This is a genomic window from bacterium, assembly GCA_019637795.1.
In the GTDB taxonomy this organism is placed as follows: Bacteria; Desulfobacterota; Binatia; order HRBIN30; family CADEER01; genus JAHBUY01.
Window position 1 is genome coordinate 26,663 of sequence record JAHBUY010000005.1, and the last position, 15,425, is coordinate 42,087.

The 15,425-nt window shown below is 71.5% G+C and carries 13 protein-coding genes and 1 pseudogene; 8 read left to right on the plus strand and 6 right to left on the minus strand.

Annotated features, from left to right (window positions below; genetic code table 11):
* Positions 1 to 56: 56 nt before the first annotated feature.
* Both KF840_17040 and KF840_17045 read right to left on the minus strand, forming a co-directional pair.
* Positions 57 to 539 (minus strand): hypothetical protein, encoded by a 483-nt coding sequence (locus KF840_17040; protein MBX3026614.1) that lies wholly within the window; start codon positions 537 to 539, stop codon positions 57 to 59.
* The gene (locus KF840_17045) at positions 536 to 1,033 is read right to left on the minus strand and encodes a DUF1269 domain-containing protein (protein MBX3026615.1); all 498 of its coding nucleotides are present in this window, start codon (positions 1,031 to 1,033) and stop codon (positions 536 to 538) included. The genes KF840_17040 and KF840_17045 overlap by 4 nt, the downstream gene beginning before the upstream one ends.
* A gap of 143 nt (positions 1,034 to 1,176) precedes the next feature.
* On the opposite strand from KF840_17045, the gene apaG reads away from it, so the two are divergent.
* Complete coding sequence (gene apaG / locus KF840_17050; protein ID MBX3026616.1) at positions 1,177 to 1,566, plus strand: Co2+/Mg2+ efflux protein ApaG; 390 nt, start codon at positions 1,177 to 1,179, stop codon at positions 1,564 to 1,566.
* A 17-nt stretch (positions 1,567 to 1,583) separates the two neighbouring features.
* Entirely contained in the window at positions 1,584 to 2,132 is a 549-nt protein-coding gene (locus KF840_17055) for a hypothetical protein (GenBank protein MBX3026617.1), read from the plus strand.
* A gap of 50 nt (positions 2,133 to 2,182) precedes the next feature.
* Here KF840_17055 and KF840_17060 read toward each other — a convergent pair whose 3' ends face one another.
* Together KF840_17060 and KF840_17065 are read right to left on the minus strand one after the other, a co-directional pair.
* Complete coding sequence (locus KF840_17060; GenBank protein MBX3026618.1) at positions 2,183 to 3,301, minus strand: ferritin-like domain-containing protein; 1,119 nt, start codon at positions 3,299 to 3,301, stop codon at positions 2,183 to 2,185.
* 46 nt (positions 3,302 to 3,347) lie between these two features.
* Positions 3,348 to 4,097, minus strand: coding sequence for a FadR family transcriptional regulator (locus KF840_17065; protein ID MBX3026619.1), 750 nt, complete (start codon positions 4,095 to 4,097; stop codon positions 3,348 to 3,350).
* 107 nt (positions 4,098 to 4,204) lie between these two features.
* Here KF840_17065 and KF840_17070 point away from each other — a divergent pair, with 107 nt between their 5' ends.
* From KF840_17070 to KF840_17090, 5 genes and pseudogenes are all read left to right on the plus strand, one after another.
* Positions 4,205 to 5,449 (plus strand): MFS transporter, encoded by a 1,245-nt coding sequence (locus KF840_17070; GenBank protein ID MBX3026620.1) that lies wholly within the window; start codon positions 4,205 to 4,207, stop codon positions 5,447 to 5,449.
* Positions 5,446 to 6,153, plus strand: coding sequence for a hypothetical protein (locus KF840_17075; protein ID MBX3026621.1), 708 nt, complete (start codon positions 5,446 to 5,448; stop codon positions 6,151 to 6,153). The genes KF840_17070 and KF840_17075 overlap by 4 nt, the downstream gene beginning before the upstream one ends.
* Before the next feature lie 156 nt (positions 6,154 to 6,309).
* Positions 6,310 to 9,048: pseudogene (locus KF840_17080) on the plus strand (hypothetical protein).
* Positions 9,049 to 9,722: 674 nt separating this feature from the next.
* A complete protein-coding gene (locus KF840_17085) occupies positions 9,723 to 10,643 on the plus strand; it encodes an ABC transporter ATP-binding protein (protein ID MBX3026622.1) in 921 nt (306 codons plus the stop codon).
* The gene (locus KF840_17090; protein ID MBX3026623.1) at positions 10,640 to 11,410 is read left to right on the plus strand and encodes an ABC transporter permease; all 771 of its coding nucleotides are present in this window, start codon (positions 10,640 to 10,642) and stop codon (positions 11,408 to 11,410) included. The genes KF840_17085 and KF840_17090 overlap by 4 nt, the downstream gene beginning before the upstream one ends.
* A 78-nt stretch (positions 11,411 to 11,488) precedes the next feature.
* Here the strand turns inward: KF840_17090 and ilvB are convergent, their stop codons facing one another.
* Both ilvB and KF840_17100 read right to left on the minus strand, forming a co-directional pair.
* Positions 11,489 to 13,354, minus strand: a complete 1,866-nt coding sequence (gene ilvB, locus KF840_17095; protein MBX3026624.1) for a biosynthetic-type acetolactate synthase large subunit — start codon at positions 13,352 to 13,354, stop codon at positions 11,489 to 11,491.
* 113 nt (positions 13,355 to 13,467) lie between these two features.
* Positions 13,468 to 14,235, minus strand: coding sequence for an SDR family oxidoreductase (locus tag KF840_17100; GenBank protein ID MBX3026625.1), 768 nt, complete (start codon positions 14,233 to 14,235; stop codon positions 13,468 to 13,470).
* A 209-nt stretch (positions 14,236 to 14,444) separates the two neighbouring features.
* On the opposite strand from KF840_17100, the gene KF840_17105 reads away from it, so the two are divergent.
* Positions 14,445 to 15,413: an aldo/keto reductase gene (locus KF840_17105; GenBank protein MBX3026626.1), complete on the plus strand. Its 969-nt coding sequence runs from the start codon at positions 14,445 to 14,447 to the stop codon at positions 15,411 to 15,413.
* Positions 15,414 to 15,425 lie beyond the last annotated feature (12 nt).

Here is a 15,425-nt window from a genome sequence, read left to right on the forward strand (position 1 = left end):
AAGGAGCCACTTCCCGCTCCGCTCCGTTCTCCGCGCTCCCAGCGTCGCGGGTCGTCTCAGAATTTCTTGTTGATGATGTTCGGGACGACGACCGGCAGGTCGACGTTCTGCATCAGCGTCGTCTGCGCCCAGCGCTCGTGCTCCTGCCTGCGCAGGACGCCGTCGTGGTCCTGGTCGGCGGCGCTGAACACCGACCGGATGGTCGGCGACCGGTCCGCCTCCTCGGCGGTGATGACGCCGTCCTGATTCGTGTCGGCGCTCGCCCATTCCTTCGCGCGCTCGCCGAGGTAGGTCGCGATCTCGGTGACGGTGACGATGTTGTCGCCGTCCTTGTCGACGGCCGCGAAGGTGGTCGAGGAGAACCCGCCCTTGATCGCCTCGTCCTGGGTCAGGCCGCCGCTCTGATCGAGGTCGGCGGTCTGGAAGCGGACCCGGATGTCCGGCGGCAGCAGGTCCGGCGTCGCCGCCGGGGTCTGCGCCCGCGCCGGGGAGAGAGCGGCGAGAAGGGCGGCGGCAGCGAGCAGCGGCGCCCGGGTCATGCGCCCGCCTTGCCGGCGGCGAGCGCCGTCTGCAGCTTGGCCTCGTCCTCGTGGCTGAGCGAGGTCTTGAGCACCGTGCCGCCCAGGCCGCGGATCGCCTCCAGCACCTTGTCGGGCGTCGCCTTGCGCACCAGGACGAAGAGCGCCGAGGACCCCGGCTGCAGGGTGCCGGCGAGCTCCTTCATGAAATTGTCGTCGATGCCGATGTCCGACAGCGCGCCCGCCGCCGCCCCGGCCGCGGCGCCCACCGCGGCGCCGAGCAGCGGGCTGAGGAAGATGGTGCCGATGAGCAGGCCCCAGAAGCCGCCCCCGACGGCGCCGGCCGCCGACAGCGGGTAGCTCTGGTGCAGCTTCACCTTGCCGTCGGCCTTCTTCACCGCCACCACGGCGTCCTCGAGGTCGATGAGATAGTCCTTCTGCATCTTCAGCAGTTGGATGCGCACCTCGTCGGCCTTGAATTCGCTGTCGTATCCGATGACCACCAGCTCGCTCATGCGGCCTCTCCTCGCGTCGCCTTCACGACCCGTTCATAGCTCGGCGCCGCCCGTCCCGCCATGGCGGGGGCGGCCCGGCGGGGCGCCGCGCCCGGGCGCCGGGTCCGGTTGACCCCTTGCGTCATTCCCGCTACCCCGCCCCTGTGTTCACGTCCGAGGCGGTCACCCGCGGAATCCGCGTGCGGGCGGAATCGAGCTACGTGCCGGAGCGCTCGGAACCCGAGCGGGGCAGTTGGTTCTTCATCTACACCGTCGAGGTGGCCAACGTCGGCAACGAGACGGCGCAGTTGGTGAGCCGGCACTGGATCATCACCGATGCCGACGGCACGGTGCGCGAGGTGCGCGGCCCCGGGGTCGTCGGCGAGCAGCCGACGCTCGAGCCGGGCCAGTCGTTCACCTACACGTCCGCCTGTCCACTCGAGACGCCGTTCGGGACGATGCACGGCACGTACCAGATGGTCACCACCAGCGGCGAGCGCTTCGACGCCGAGATCGCCCCGTTCTCGCTCGGCGAGCCGCACGCCATCAACTGAGGCGCCGGAGGTTTCCCATGTTGAACCCGCGCGATTGCGTCCTCTACAGCGGCGGCCTGCGCGGCGCCGAGGCGGCGTTCGGCGCCTGCGCCGAACGCTACGGCGTCGAGGAGGTGAACTTCACCTTCGAGGGCCACCAGATCGAACGCCAGCGCGGCGTCCGCACCCTCAGCCACGCCGAGCTGCTGCACGGCGACGTCAGCCTCGCCTACGTCTCGAAGCTGATGCGCCGCCACTACCCGGAAACCGACTACATCAAGCGCGTGCTGCAGAGCATCTGGCACCAGGTGAACAACGCGCAGGAGATCTACGCCATCGGCACCGTGCTCGAGGACGATACGGTGATGGGCGGCACCGGCTGGGGCGCCGAGTTCGGCAAGCTGTGCAACAAGCCGGTGTACGTGTTCGACCAGCAACGCGACCAGTGGCTGGGCTGGACCGGCACCGCCTGGCAGCCCGGCGAGCCGACGATCACCCATCCGCACTTCTGCGGCAGCGGTACCCGCCACCTGCGCGACAACGGCCAGGCGGCGATCGACGCGCTGTTCAAGCGCTCCTTCTCCTGACGGCTCCCCGCGACGGGCCGCGCCGAACGCGGCCCGCCAGCCGCGGGACACTAGCTCGCGGCGCCGAGGACCCACGCCGCGGTATCGCGCGGCAGCTCGGGCATGTGGGCGAGGAACTCCTGCACGTCCTCGCCGACCAGCTTGCCGCCGAGGTTTTCGCGCAGGAACGAGTGGAAGTGGGTGGCGACGCGCTCGCTGAGCAGGCCGCAGCGGCGCAGCGTCGGCACCACGAAGCCCTGCACCGGCCCGAGCCGGCGCCCCAGCGTGGCATCGCGCAGCAGCTCCTCGCGCTCGCGCGCCAGGCAGGCGAACAGCTCGTTGGTGTCCACCCCCGCCTCCTCCCAGATGCGCAGCGCGGCGGTGAACAGCGTCTGCTGGTTGCGGCTGTCGATCAGCGTCCGCGCCGCCTCCAGGGCGAAGTCCTCCAACTCGGCGCGCTGCGCGTCGCCGAGCTCCGGAACGCAGCGCTCGACGTACTGCACGCCGTAGGCGTGATGGCGCGACTCGTCGCGCGCCACATAGGTGAGCAGATCCTTCAGCAGCGGCTCCTCGGTGAGGTTGCGCATCTCGCGGAAGCTGTAGAGGGCGAGGCCCTCGACCACGATCTGCATGCCGACCAGCTTCTTCAGCCAGTCGTCGGTCTGCAGCGTCGTGTCCAGCACCTGCTTCACCGGCTCGGCGATCGGCCGCACCTCGTCGAGCTTCTTGATGTACCTGGCGAAGACCTCGACGTGGCGCGCCTCGTCCATGGTCTGGGTGGCGGCGTAGAACTTGGCGTCGGTGTGCGGCACCGCGTTGACGAGCTGCGCCGCCACCATCAGCGCCCCCTGCTCGCCGTGCAGGAAGTTGCTCAGGCGGAAGGCGGCCGTGCGGCGGGTGACCTCCCAGCGGGTGGCCTCCGGCAGCGCCTGCCAGTACGAGCTGCGTTCGATCGGCACCGCCGTCCCGAGCGGCGTGCTGGCGAAGCGCTCGAGGTCGATCGGCCGGTCCCAGTCGAGGTCGCGCTCGCCCACCCATTGCGCCTCGGTCGCCTTCACGTAGAGCCGGCGCAGCTCCTCGACCTGCGGTTCGTAGTTCCATTGGAAGACGACCTGCATCGCCGTGTCGTACCCCGGCTCCTGCGTCGGGGTCTCGAGGCTGAAGGCGTGATTCGTCGTGTCGCTGTTCATCGGATGCTCCTCCATGGGCCGTCGCCGGCTCGAGATGTGCGGTCGCTCAGGAGGCGACGCGATTCCGTTTGCCGCCGCGCGGGCGCAGCCCGGCCTCGCCGACCGCCGCGACCACGTCCTGCAGCGCCGCCAGCGCGTCGGTCGGCCGCCCCGCCTCCAGCGCCGCCAGGCAGCGATCCATCGTCGGCACGATGTGGCCGGGATCGCGCCGCAGGTCGCGCCGCGCCTGGCGCATCGGTTGCGAGCGCAGGAACTCGGTCGTCCTGCGCGCCAGCATCTGCCACACCGGGTTGGCCGTCATGTCGGCGACCAGCTCGAACACCTGCCGCGCGGCTTCGAACCGCTCTTCGCGCTCGCGGCCCTCGTCGGCGACGAGCGCGCGCAGGCTGCGCAGGGCCGCCAGTTGCGCCGGGCGGAAACGCGCCACCGCCAGCCGCGCCATCTCGACGAACAGCGGATTCAGCACCTCGGCGACGTCGGCCATGGCGCGCGCGTCGGTCCGCCCGCCGCGGTGGATGATGTGCGGCAGGACGCTGAGCGACCAGTGGGCCAGCGGCTGCACGATCGCCCCCGCCCCCTGGCGCACGCGCACCAGCCCGAGGCCCTCCAGGACCTTGATCGCCTCGCGCACCGAGGTGCGGTTGACCTGGAACTCCAGCGCCAACTCGCGCTCCGGCGGCAGTCGCTTGCCGACCGCGAAGCGCCCGTCGAGCACCGCGTCGCGGAGCTGCTCCGCGACCGACTCGTGGATCCGTCGCCGCACCGGCGGCCGAAAGGGCACCACGCGCTCAGCCATCGAAGTCGGGTTATTGAATGGTCCAACCAATTAGTCAACCGGGCCGACCGACCGGCCCGTGCCGGCCCCTTGCCTTTCCCCCTCCCCACCCCGCATACCCGCCGCGCATGGAGCGGCAGCGGGGCGTGCTCGGCGAATCCTGGCAGGCGTGGGTGGCGCTCGCCGTCGGCGTCGTCGCCATCAGCGCCCACACCGCGTCGTCGATGACCTTCTCGGTGCTGATGAAACCGATGTTGGCCGAGATGGGCTGGGAGCGGACGGATTTCGCCGGCGCCATGACGCTGCGCATGTCGGTGATGGTGCTGGTGTTGGCGTTCGCCGGGTTGCTCACGGACCGCATCGGGGCGCGCCTGGTGTTGGCGGCGGGCGCGCTGATCATCGGCCTCGGCAACGTCGGCCTGTCGTTCGTGCATTCGCTGCCGGGGCTCTACGGCGTCATGGCCTGGCTCGGGCCCGGCCAGGCGGCGATCGGGTCCGTGGCCGCCTCCGCGTTGGTGCTGCGCCTGTTCCAGCGACGGCGCAACCTCGCCATCGGCATCCTGAACGGCGGCGACAACCTCTTGAACAGCGGTATCTACCCGGCGGCGGCGGCGCTGTTGGCGCTGTGGGGCTGGCGCTGGACGATCGCCAGCCTCGGCGCCGCCTACTTCGTGCTCGCCGCGCTGATCCTGCTGGTGTTGCGGCCCGGCGCGACGGCCGAGGACGAGGCGCCGCGCGGCCCGGTGCGGCTGCGCGACGTGCCGTGGCGCGACCCGCGCCTGTGGGTGCTCTGCCTCGCCTACGCCGGGATCTACGCGTTCATCACCTCGGTGCAGCTCCACCTGCACGCCTTCCTCACCGACATCGGCCACACGCCCGCCGAGGCGGCGAACGTGCTCGGCACCCTCACCCTCGTCGGCGCCGTCGGCGCGCCGCTGTTCGGCTGGTTCGCCGGCCGCACCTCGGCGCGGCTCGGCCTGCTGGTGGTCGTGGTCGGGCTGGCGGCGAGCTCGCTGGTGCTGTGGAACGCGCGCACGATCCCCGCCTTCACCGCCTGGGCAGTGGCCTACGGCCTGGTGAACAGCGGCGTCGTCGCCTTGCTGACCCTCGTCCTCGCCGAGCTGTTCGGCGCGGCGCGGATCGGCCGTCTCATGGGCGTGGCGATGGTGGCCTGCATGAGCGCCACCATGGCCGGCAACATGTTCGCCGCCCAGGTGTTCGATCGCGTCGGCGACTACCGCCCGGCGTGGCAGGCGTATTCGGCGCTGATGGGCCTGACGCTCCTCCCCACCATCTGGCTGTGGCGCCAGTCGGTGGTCGCCAGGACCGACGCCGACACCGAACCAGCCGCTGCGACATCCAACCCGGCATGATCATCGCGCACCTGCGTTCCGCGCTCGTCGCCGCCGCGACGGCCCTGCTGCTGCCCGCCGCCGCGCCGGCGGCCTGTGCCGACTGCGACGGCGATGGCCGCGTGACCATCAACGAGCTCATCACCGGCATCGCCATCGCCCTCGGCAGCAGCGAGCTGGCGAGCTGCCCGGCGTTCGACGGCGACGGCAACGGCACCGTCTCGATCGACGAGCTGATCGCCGCCATCGGCGCCGCGCTCGACGGCTGCGACGACGCCACCGCGCCGACGTCGACGCCGACCCCGACCGTCGCCCCGACGCCGGCCGCGCCGCCGCCGAGCGACCCCGACGGGCTGCTGCGCTGGCTGCAGGCGGGCAGCTATCTCGACTGGGCGGCCGAGTCCGCCCCGCACCCCTCGGCCGGTCCGCACGGCGGCCGCGTCCGCACCTTCCTCAACCCCGAGCTCTTCGCCTCGCTCGACGCCGGCGAGGCGCAGCATCCCGCCGGCGCCGCCGCGGTGAAGGAGCTCTACTTCAACGGCGACACCGTCCGCGGCTGGGCGGTGATGGTGAAGCTGCAGGCCGACAGCGACCGCGGCCGCGGCTGGTACTGGTACGAGACCTTCGGCAGCGGCGCCCCGCTCGAGGGCGTCGGATTGGGAACCTGCACCGGCTGCCACTCGGCCGGCCGCGACTTCGTCCGCATCCCCTTCCCCCTCCAGTGACCAGCGCCGGCGGCGTCGCCCGACGGGCGCCCCCGGATGGCGTGGATTGTTCGTTTACTCCGCCTTTTCGGCCGTGGTAGGCCGCCCCTGAGGGGCAGCAGCTCCGAGGGGGGATCCATGTCGATGCGCATCGTTCGTCGTCCGTGGCTGCAGGTGATGGCAGCCGCGGCACTGGTGTTGTCCGCGCTCCCGTCGCTGGCCTCGTACGTCCTGTTCGAGTCCGGGCAGGTGCGCCCGCTGGCGATGTCGCCGGACGGCAGCAAGCTCTTCGCGGTCAACAGCCCGGACAACCGACTGGAGATCTTCACCGTCGGCGCCGGTGGCCTGACCCGCAGCGGCTCGGTCGGCGTCGGCATGGAGCCGGTCGCCGTCGCCGCCCGCAACGACAGCGAAGTCTGGGTGGTCAACCACTTGTCGGACAGCATCAGCATCGTCGACGTCGGCAGCAGCCCGCCGCGCGTGATCCGCACCCTGCTGGTGGGCGACGAACCGCGCGACATCGTCTTCGCCGGCAGCGGCGGCGACCGCGCCTTCATCACCACCGCCCGCCGCGGCCAGAACGTGCCCGGCAGCATGCCGCCGCTGCTCACCACGGCGGGGACGCCGCGCGCCCTGGTGTACGTCTTCGACGCCAACAACCTCGGCAACACGCTCGAGGGGACGCCGCTGACCATCGTGCCGCTGTTCGGCGACACGCCGCGCGCCCTCGCCGTCAGCCCCGACGGCAGCACCGTCTACGCCGCCGTGTTCCATTCCGGCAACCAGACCACCGCCGTGAGCGAAGGGGCGGTGTGCGACGACGGCAATCTCAGCGACGACACCCCGGCTGGACCGTGCACCGTCCCCCTGCCGCCCCCATACGACGTCCCCATGCCCGGCGGCCTGCCGAACCCGGAACGCAGCGCCGACGGCGCGCCGCGGCCGGAGACCGGCCTGATCGTCAAGTACGACGGGAGCGCCTGGCGCGATGAGTTGGGCCGCGACTGGAACAACGCGGTGCGCTTCGATCTGCCGGACTTCGACGTGTTCCAGATCAACGCCGACGCCAATCCGCCGGTGCAGATCGGCATCGACGACCAGCAGTACGCGCACGTCGGCACGGTGCTGTTCGACATGGCCACCAACCCGGTGAGCGGCAAGGTCTACGTGACCAACACGGAAGCGATCAACGAGGTGCGCTTCGAGGGGCCGGGCATCCGCTCCGGCATGTTCGGCGGCTCGACGGTGCGCGGCCACCTGCACGAGGCGCGCATCACCGTGCTCGACGGCGGCAACGTCCTGCCCCGCCATCTCAACAAGCACATCAACTATGCGGTCGTCCCGAGCGATCCCGGCACCGCGGCGGCGAGCCTGGCGACGCCGGTCGGCCTGGCGGTCAATGGCGCCGGGACGCGGCTCTACGTCGCCGCCTTCGGCTCGCAGAAGATCGGCGTCTTCGACACCGCCAAGCTGGAGGACGACAGCTTCACCACCCAGCCGCAGAACGGCGTGCAGCACGTCGCGCTGGGCGGCGGCGGCCCCACCGGCGTGGTGCTCGACGAGGCGCACGACCGCCTCTACGTGCTGACCCGCTTCGACAATTCCGTGCGGGTCGTCAGCACCACCAGCCTCAGCGAGGAGGCCGGCCTGCGCCAGTCGCTCTACAACCCGGAGTCGGCGAGCATCACCGGCGGCCGGCCGTTCCTCTACGACGCCGCGTTCACCTCCAGCAACGGCGAGGCGTCCTGCTCGAGCTGCCACGTCTTCGGCGACTTCGACAGCCTCGCCTGGGATCTCGGCAACCCCGACGATTCCGTGCTGATCAACGCCAATCCGATCCGCCTCAGCGGCCCCAACCCCAATTTCCATCCGATGAAAGGCCCGATGACCACCCAGAGCCTGCGCGGCATGGCCAACCACGGACCGATGCACTGGCGGGGCGATCGCACCGGCGGCCTCGATGGGCCGAGCGTGCAGCCGAACGGCGGCGCCTACAGCGAGGAAGCGGCGTTCAAGAAGTTCAACGTCGCCTTCGAGGGCCTGCTCGGCCGCGGCGGGCCGCTGACCGACGAGGAGATGCAGGCGTTCACCGACTTCATCCTCCAGGTCACCTATCCGCCGAATCCGATCCGCAACCTGGACAACTCGCTCACCGCCTCACAGCAGCTCGGCCGCAACCTCTACTTCGGCCGCACCACCGACGGCTTCACCAACTGCAACGGCTGCCACGTGCTCGACCCGCTGGCCGGGTTCTTCGGCGGCGACGGCCAGACCACCTTCGAGGCCGAGCCGCAGATGTTCAAGGTGCCGCACCTGCGCAACATGTACCAGAAGGTGGGGATGTTCGGCATGCCGGCGGTGCCGTTCCTGCGCGACCGCGACAACGCCCACAAGGGCCGCCAGGTGCGCGGCTTCGGCTTCCTGCACGACGGCAGCGTCGACACCCTGCGGCGCTTCCACAGCGCCGCCGTGTTCAGCACCACCGCGACCGAGGAACAGCAGCTCGAGGCATTCGTGCTCGCCTTCGACAGCGACCTCGCCCCGATCGTCGGCCAGCAGACCACGCTGACCGCTGCCAACAGCGGCGTCGCCGCCGTGCTCGCGCGTCTCAACCTGCTCGATCAGCGCGCCGCCCAGCACGAGTGCGACGTGGTGGTGAAGGGCACGCTCGCCGGCGAGCCGCGCGGCTGGTACCGCCTCGCCGACGGCACCTTCCAGAGCGATCGCGCCAGCGAGCCGGCGCTGACCGCCGCCGCGCTCCGCCTGCAGGCCAGCACCGCCGGACAGGAGCTCACGTACACCTGCGCGCCGCCGGGCTCCGGCCTGCGCATGGGCGTCGACCGCGACGAGGACGGCTACTTCGACCGCGACGAGCTCGACGCCGGGAGCGACCCGGCCGACGCGTCGAGCATTCCCGGGCTGTCCGTCTCCGCCGGCAAGCTGCTGATCAAGAACGCCCTGCCGGACGTCGAGAGCAAGAACAAGGCGATCGTCCTGTCCAAGGACCCGGGCATCGTCATCCCGTCGCCGGGCGGCACCGGCGACCCGCGCTGCAACGGCGATCCGTCGGGCACGGTCAAGGCGACCCTGCGCCTGTCGAGCGCGACCTCCGGGCAGAGCTACTCCACCGACCTGCCCTGTCAGAACTGGACCCTCCTCGGCAGCCCGAGCAGCCCCAAGGGATACAAGTACGCCGACCCCGAGCTCGACGACGGCACGGCGAAGACGGTGATGTGGAAGCACCACAAGCAGTTCAAGGCCCTGCTCTTCGGCAAGGGCCCGACCGTGCTGTCGTACGACCTGGAGATCGGCACCAGCCAGGGCGAGGTCGCGGTCACCTTCCGCACGCCGGCCGCCGGCGTCTGCATGAGCTGCGCCGGCCTGCCCTTCAAGGACGGCAGCGACGGCAAGCTGTTCCAGGCAAAGGACTGTCCGGCGCCGCCGGCGTGCCTGCCGTGAGCCCGAGGTGAGCGGAGCGCGCGCGTGAGCGCGGGCGCGCGTGGCGATCCCGCGCGCGCCCGCGAGCACGCGCCGACCCGCCACGGCTGGCCCGGTTTGCCTCGCACCCGCTTCCCGCTACAACCGCCCCCATGATCGTGGAGGCGCGCGGCGTCACCAAGCACTTCGGCGCGCGCGCCGCGGTCGACGGCATCGATCTCGACGTGCGGGCTGGCGAGTGCTTCGGGCTGCTGGGGCCCAACGGCGCCGGCAAGACCACGACCTTGCGCATGATCTACGGCGTCTGCCGGCCGACGTCCGGCAGCGTGCGCGTCTTCGGCATCGACATCGCCGCCGAGCCGCGCGCGGTGCGTCGCCGCCTCGGCGTCACGCTGCAGGAGAACGTGCAGATCGAGGCGCTCACCCCGGTGGAGAATCTGCGCGTCTTCGGCCGCTACCATCTGCTCGTCGAGCCGGAGCTCGGCCGGCGCATCGACGAGCTGCTCGACTTCCTCGAGCTGCGCTCGCACGCCGACGTGCCGGTGCAGCGCCTGTCGGGCGGCTTCAAGCGGCGCCTGGCGATCGCGATGTCGCTCATCAACCGCCCCGAGCTGCTGATCCTCGACGAGCCGACGACCGGGCTCGACCCCGCCGTCCGCCTGGCGCTGTGGGCGCGCATCCGCGACCTGCGCGCCGGCGGCACTACGGTCCTGCTCACCACCCACTACATGGACGAGGCGCAGCGGCTCTGCGACCGCGTCGCCATCGTCGCCGCCGGCAGGGTAATCGCTCTCGGCCGGCCGCGCGAGCTGATCCACAGCCACCTGGCGCGCGAGGCGGTCGAGCTCGACTGCACGCCGGAGGAAGAGACCGGGCTGCTCGGTGGCGCCGCGCCGCGCCACCGCCTGCGCAGCGGCCGGCGGTTGATCTGCTACCTCGACGATCCCACGGCGTTGGTCGAACGGCTCCACCGGGGCGATCCCGAGGATCGCCGCGACGTCGTGGTCCGCCCCGCCAACCTCGAGGACGTCTTCCTCCGCCTCGCCGGCAGCACGCTCGAGGGCGGCGCGTGAGCATCTCGGTGCCGCACGCCGTCGCGGTCTGGCGGCGCAACGCCGCCATGTACCGGCGCACCTGGTGGCTCAACCTGCTGCCCAACTTCTTCGAGCCGGTGCTGTACCTGCTGTCGATCGGCCTCGGCGTCGGCGCCTACATCACCGAGATGGGCGGCACCTCCTACGCCGGCTTCCTCGCCCCCGGACTGGTGTGCGTCGCGGCCATGAACGGCGCCAGCTTCGAGGTGACCTACAACATCTTCGTGCGCCTCACCTTCGAGAAGCAGTACGACGCCATGCTGACGACGCCGATCCAGCCCGACGACGTCCTCTTCGGCGAAGTCTTGTGGGCGGTCAGCCGCGCCACCGTCTACGGCACGACCTTCTTTCTCGTCGTCGCCCTCTTCGGCCTCGCGCCGCTGCCGGGCGCCGTGCTGGCGCTGCCGGTGATCCCGCTCGCCGGCCTGCTGTTCGCCGCCATCGGCATCGCCTTCTCGCTGCGCATCCCGATGATCGAGCTGTTCAGCTTCTACTTCACCCTCTTCCTGACGCCGCTGTTCCTCTTCTCCGACATCTTCTTCCCGCTCCAGGAACGGCTCGCCGGCGGCTGGCTGTGGGTGGCCGAGGCCCTGCCGCTGCTGCACCCCGTGCGCCTGGCCCGCTTCGCCTTCGGCCAGGGTGGCAGCGTCGCGGTCGCCGCCTGGGACGTCGCGTACATCGCCGTCGTGGCGGCGGCGCTGCTCCTCTGGGCCCGTCGGACGGTGCGGGCCCGCCTCACCTCGTAGGCGGGAGCGGGGCCCTGGCGGGCGGGCGCGAGAGCGGCGGCGTCCGTGCGCCGCCGCGACGCCGCCGACGCCGAGCGATCAGAAATACTCGGCCGGCTCCTCGGCCTTCTTGGCCGCCGCCGCGTCGCGGGCCGGGATCCACTTGCCGGTGATCATGTCCTTGTACCCCATGCCGGGGCCGACCATCGGGTAGACGTGCGCCGACGGGTCGACCATGACCTCGAGGAACGCCGGCCCCGGATAGGCGAGGAACGCCTCGAGCTCGGGCCGGACCTGGCCCTGTTCGGCGACGCGCCGGGTGAATCCGAAGCCGTCGGCTTCGCACGCCTTGACGAAGTCCTTCTTGTGCAGCGTCTTGTCCGACCCCGAGTAGCGGTTGGCGTAGAACAGATCCTGCCACTGGCGCACCATGCCGTCGCCCTGGTTGTTGAGCAGCAGCACCTTGACCGGGATGTCGTAGGTGGTGAGCGTCTCCAGCTCGCCGAGGTTCATGCGGATCGACCCGTCGCCGTCGACGTCGATCACCAGCGCGCCCGGATTGGCGATCTGCGCCCCGATCGCCGCCGGCAGGCCGAAGCCCATCGTCCCCATGCTGCCCGAGGTGAGGAAGGTGCGCGGATTGATGAAATCCAGATACTGCGCCGCCCACATCTGGTGCTGCCCGACGCCGGTGGTGACGATGGCGTTGCCGCGCGTGATCTCGTTCATCTGCTCGAGCACGTACTCGACCTGGATGCGGTTCGCCTCGCGGTTGTAGTTGAGCGCGTGGGTGGCCCGCAGCGCGCTGACGTGGCGGTGCCAGTCGACGAAATCGCGCTTGACGCCCAGCGCCTCGCCTGCCTTGAGGAGCTGCTGCAGGCCGCGCTTGGCATCGCTGACGTGCGCCCAGTCGACGTTCTTCACCTTGCCGATCTCGGAGGCGTCGACATCGAGGTGGGCGATGCGCGCGCGCGGCGCGAACTCCTTCACCTTGCCGGCGACGCGGTCGTCGAAGCGCGAACCGATGGCGATCAGCAGGTCGCAGTCCTCCACCGCGTAGTTCGCGAACGCCGTGCCGTGCATGCCCAGCATGCGCAGCGAGAGGTCGCTGGTGGTGTCGACGGCGCCGATGCCCATCAGCGTGGTGACGACCGGGATCTGGAAGCGCTTGGCGAACTTGCGCAACTCGCCCGCCGCGTCGCTGTTGATGATCCCGCCGCCGACGTAGAGCAGCGGCCGCTGCGCGTTGCCGAGCAGGGCGAAGAAGGCCTCCGCCTCCGCGGTCGAGATGGTGGTGCGCGAAAGCTGGTCCTGGCGTTGCCGATAGCCGGTCAGCGACAGGGTTCCCTCGCCGCGGAACACCGACTGCGCCAGTTGCACGTCGCGCGGGATGTCGACCACCACCGGCCCCGGGCGGCCGCTGCGCGCCAGCTCGAAGGCGCTGCGCATCGTCGCCTCGACCTTGTGCTCGTCGGTGAGCAGGAAGACGTGCTTGGCGCAGGACGCCATGATGTTGAACACCGGCGCTTCCTGGAACGCGTCGGTGCCCATCGCGGCGCGCGGCACCTGGCCGCAGATCAGGACCACCGGCACCGAGTCCGCCTGGCAGTCGCGCACCGGCGTCACCGCGTTGGTCGCGCCGGGTCCGGAGGTGACCAGGAAGACGCCCACCCGTCCGCTCGAGCGCGCGTAGCCGGCGGCCATGAACCCGGCGCCCTGCTCGGTCGCCGGCACGATCAGCCGGATCTGCTCCGCGGCGCTGCGCGGTTCGTTGTACCGGAAGATGGCGTCGTACGTCGGCAGGATCGCGCCGCCGCTGTAACCGAAGATCGTATCCACCCCTTCGTCGGCGAGCACCTGCACGATCGCGTCGGCTCCGATCATGGTCGTCCCGGCCAGCGGATGTGGCGTGGCCGCCGCACCTTCCGAACGCGCGCTACGAGTGGGCTTCACCAACGTCGGCATGAGGTCACCTTTGCTCCCGGTATGGGTTGCGCCAGAGTCGCACAAGTCCAAGATTTTGCAATGGGTTAGGGGGCGATTCTCCGAGCGTGGATGAGAACCGGGCGCGGCCCCGCTCAGGTCTCGAAGCCGTCGCCGGCGCGCCGCCAGCCGCCGGCGGCCCAGTTGCCGCCGTCGACGTGCAGCGTGGCGCCGGTGATGAACGCGGCGAGGTCCGACAGCAGGAAGAGGGCCGCGGCGGCGACGTCGTCGACCGTGCCCTGGCGCGGCAGCGGCGTCTTCACCGCGATCGGCCCCGTGCCGGGGGTCGGAATGACGTCGGGCGCCAGGCAGTTGACCCGGATCAGCCGCGCCCCGAATTCCAGGGCCAGGCTCCTGGTCAGGTTGGCGACGGCGGCCTTCATCGCCGCGTAGATCGCGAACCCCGGGCCGGCGCGGTGCGCCTCGATCGAGGTGACGTTGACGATCGAGCCGCCGGCCGGCATCAGCGGCACCGCGGCGCGGATGCAGTGGGTGACGCTGGTGAAGTTCTCGCGCACCAGCGCCTCCTGGCCCTTCTCGTTCACCGCCAGGAAGGCGGCGAAGAAGCCGCCGCCGGCGTTGTTCACCAGGCCGTCGAGCCGTCCGAGCCGCGCCTGCACGTCGACGAAGAAGTCGCGCACGGCGTCGCCGTCGCGCACGTCGATCACCGCCGGCACCGCCTGGCGACCGGTCCCCTCGATCGCCGCCGCGGCGCTGGCGAGCAGGTCGGCGTCGCGGTCGCAGATGGCGACGTGCGCCCCGAAGCGCGCCGCCGCCAACGCGATGGCGCGGCCGATGCCCTTCGCCGCCCCGGTCACGACGACCACCCGGTCGGTGAGCAGGATGCGCGATGGCTCAAGCATGGGGTCCTCGCGGCATCGCGGAGCCGCCGCTCTCCGGGTTCGTCGCCATGCGCCCACTCCTCGGCCGCGACCTATCTCACATCGCCGCGCGGCGCAGAAGGTGCCATGGGGCGCGGCGTGCCGGCCCCGGTGCGACCGGTCGGGGCCCGCCGCGGGTTGGGCCCGTCGCTTGACCCGTCAGAGCGCGCCGTGCGAACGCCTGCGCGCCCATGCACGCGCTCGGCCGCACCGGGCTTCCGGTCTCGCGCCTCGGCCTCGGCCTCGCCGCCCTCGGGCGCCCCGGCTACATCACCGTCGGCCACGCCGACGACCTGCGCCGCGACTACCGCGTCGCGACCATGCAGGCGGCCACCGGCGCCGTGCTCGACGCCGCCCACGCCGCCGGCATCCGCTACATCGATGCCGCCCGTTCCTACGGCCGCGCCGAGGCGTTCCTCGCCGCCTGGCTCGCCAGCCGCGGTCATCCGCCGGGCAGCATCACCGTCGGCTCGAAGTGGGGGTATGCCTACACCGCGGGCTGGCGCGTCGACGCCGATCCGCACGAGGTGAAGGACCACTCGGTCGCGGTCTTCACCGCCCAGCTCGCCGAGAGCCGCGCCCTGCTCGGCGCCCACCTGCAGCTCTACCAGATCCATTCCGCCACCCCGGAGAGCGGCGTGCTCGACGATCGCGACGTGCTGCGCGCCCTCGCCGCGGCGCGCGACGACGGCCTGGCGATCGGCCTGACGCTGAGCGGCCCGCGCCAGGCCGACACCCTGCGCCGCGCCCTGGCGGTGCGCATCGACGGCGCGCCGCTCTTCGCCGTCGTCCAGGCCACCTGGAACCTGCTCGAGCGCTCGGCCGGCGCGGCGCTCCGCGAGGCGCACGACGCGGGCCTGGGCGTCATCATCAAGGAGGCGCTCGCCAACGGCCGTCTGACGGCGCGCGGCGGCGTTCGGGCGCTGCGCGACGCCGCCGACGAGATCGGCGCGACCCCCGACGCCCTGGCGCTCGCCGCCGCGCTCGCCCAGCCGTGGGCTGACGTCGTCCTCAGCGGCGCGGCGACGGTCGAACAGGTGCGCGCGAACGCGGCGGCGCGCGACCTCGTCTGGAGCAGCGACCTCGACGCCGCGCTGCGCCCGCTCGCCGAGCTCCCCGAGCGCTACTGGAGCGCCCGCGCCGGCCTCGCCTGGAACTGATTGCCGGGCGCC

Coding starts and splice junctions, on each gene's coding strand:
- KF840_17040 (MBX3026614.1), bottom strand. CDS start 539: ATGACCCGGGCGCCGCTGCTCGCTGCCGCCGCCCTTCTCGCCGCTCTC.
- KF840_17045 (MBX3026615.1), bottom strand. CDS start 1,033: ATGAGCGAGCTGGTGGTCATCGGATACGACAGCGAATTCAAGGCCGAC.
- KF840_17055 (MBX3026617.1), top strand. CDS start 1,584: ATGTTGAACCCGCGCGATTGCGTCCTCTACAGCGGCGGCCTGCGCGGC.
- KF840_17060 (MBX3026618.1), bottom strand. CDS start 3,301: ATGAACAGCGACACGACGAATCACGCCTTCAGCCTCGAGACCCCGACG.
- KF840_17065 (MBX3026619.1), bottom strand. CDS start 4,097: ATGGCTGAGCGCGTGGTGCCCTTTCGGCCGCCGGTGCGGCGACGGATC.
- KF840_17070 (MBX3026620.1), top strand. CDS start 4,205: ATGGAGCGGCAGCGGGGCGTGCTCGGCGAATCCTGGCAGGCGTGGGTG.
- KF840_17075 (MBX3026621.1), top strand. CDS start 5,446: ATGATCATCGCGCACCTGCGTTCCGCGCTCGTCGCCGCCGCGACGGCC.
- KF840_17085 (MBX3026622.1), top strand. CDS start 9,723: ATGATCGTGGAGGCGCGCGGCGTCACCAAGCACTTCGGCGCGCGCGCC.
- ilvB (MBX3026624.1), bottom strand. CDS start 13,354: ATGCCGACGTTGGTGAAGCCCACTCGTAGCGCGCGTTCGGAAGGTGCG.
- KF840_17100 (MBX3026625.1), bottom strand. CDS start 14,235: ATGCTTGAGCCATCGCGCATCCTGCTCACCGACCGGGTGGTCGTCGTG.
- KF840_17105 (MBX3026626.1), top strand. CDS start 14,445: ATGCACGCGCTCGGCCGCACCGGGCTTCCGGTCTCGCGCCTCGGCCTC.